The organism is Klebsiella sp. C283 (assembly GCF_048822555.1).
In the GTDB taxonomy this organism is placed as follows: domain Bacteria; phylum Pseudomonadota; class Gammaproteobacteria; order Enterobacterales; family Enterobacteriaceae; genus Klebsiella; species Klebsiella quasipneumoniae.
Genome location: NZ_JBMEZS010000079.1, coordinates 1 through 595, shown reverse-complemented (window position 1 = coordinate 595; position 595 = coordinate 1). Strand labels below are relative to the sequence as shown.

Genomic DNA, 595 nt, shown 5'->3' with positions numbered 1-595 from the left:
GGATGTAAACCATCCAACATATCCCGCCGGGCAATGCGTTATTACTGAAACTGTACTCCGCGCCATCCTTTCTGCTTTTTAAGGTACTTTTATGACAACTATTTTTCAGGCACCAGTTCCAAGCAATAACCCAGCGCTGCAGTATGCGGTGCCAGATAACCTCTTGAAAGGGTACGGGACGAAAGAGGGGACTACTGATGGGGTATATCTGTTCCGCCTCGATGACAAACGATCGTTTCCTCTACAGGCCGCGCCGACGAGCAATGCTGAAGGCGCAATCGTGAATCTGGCTGATAGTGTTAGCGCGCAGGCATCCCTTGGTGGCGACGTGTCTGCATTCGTGTGGAACGGAACACGTAAATCACTGGCGATGAACAGTAAAAGCGCACCGCGTTACCTGCAGAGCGCCAGTAACTTTATGGCCCGATTTGATGCCACCACCCACCCGTCGAAACTCCAGTATTTTGCGCTTGGAATGTACGTGCGTATTCCGTCAGCTGATGATTTTGTCGCGGTCAGTACCAACTACTCAGGTATCTGCGGGACGGCGGAATCCCTGACGCCGGCAAACGAGTTTGGCGGAATAGCGTTCACT

The 595-nt window shown here is 52.1% G+C and carries 1 protein-coding gene; it reads left to right on the top strand.

Annotated features, from left to right (window positions below):
* Positions 1-91 precede the first annotated feature (91 nt).
* A partial coding sequence (locus tag ACOI7Z_RS27315) for a hypothetical protein (RefSeq protein ID WP_420702494.1) occupies positions 92-595 on the top strand: 504 nt, incomplete at its 3' end.